The following is a 616-nucleotide window of genomic DNA, read 5'->3' on the forward strand; positions in this document are numbered from 1 at the left end:
CTGCCGCAGCTTCGGTATATTGCTTAGCCCCGTTACATCTTCCGCGCAGGCCGACTCGACTAGTGAGCTATTACGCTTTCTTTAAAGGGTGGCTGCTTCTAAGCCAACCTCCTAGCTGTCTTAGCCTTCCCACATCGTTTCCCACTTAGCAATATTTTGGGACCTTAGCTGGCGGTCTGGGTTGTTTCCCTCTTCACGACGGACGTTAGCACCCGCCGTGTGTCTCCCGGATAGTTCTCATTGGTATTCGGAGTTTGCAAAGGGTTGGTAAGTCGGGATGACCCCCTAGCCTTAACAGTGCTCTACCCCCAATGGAATTCGTCCGAGGCTCTACCTAAATAGATTTCGGGGAGAACCAGCTATCTCCCGGTTTGATTGGCCTTTCACCCCCAGCCACAGGTCATCTCCACCTTTTTCAACAGGTGTGAGTTCGGTCCTCCAGTTGATGTTACTCAACCTTCAACCTGCCCATGGCTAGATCACCGGGTTTCGGGTCTATACCTAGCAACTAAACGCGCAGTTAACACTCGCTTTCGCTACGGCTCCCCTAAACGGTTAACCTTGCTACTAAATATAAGTCGCTGACCCATTATACAAAAGGTACGCAGTCACCCCA

1 rRNA gene (only partly in view) is annotated in these 616 nt (G+C 51.3%); it reads right to left on the reverse strand.

Features of this window, described 5'->3' with window-relative positions:
• Positions 1-616 (reverse strand): 23S ribosomal RNA (locus tag KO518_RS16945) (it extends past both window edges: 1,843 nt to the left, 580 nt to the right).

The organism is Aestuariibacter sp. A3R04, from assembly GCF_018860805.1.
Taxonomy (GTDB): domain Bacteria; phylum Pseudomonadota; class Gammaproteobacteria; order Enterobacterales; family Alteromonadaceae; genus Alteromonas.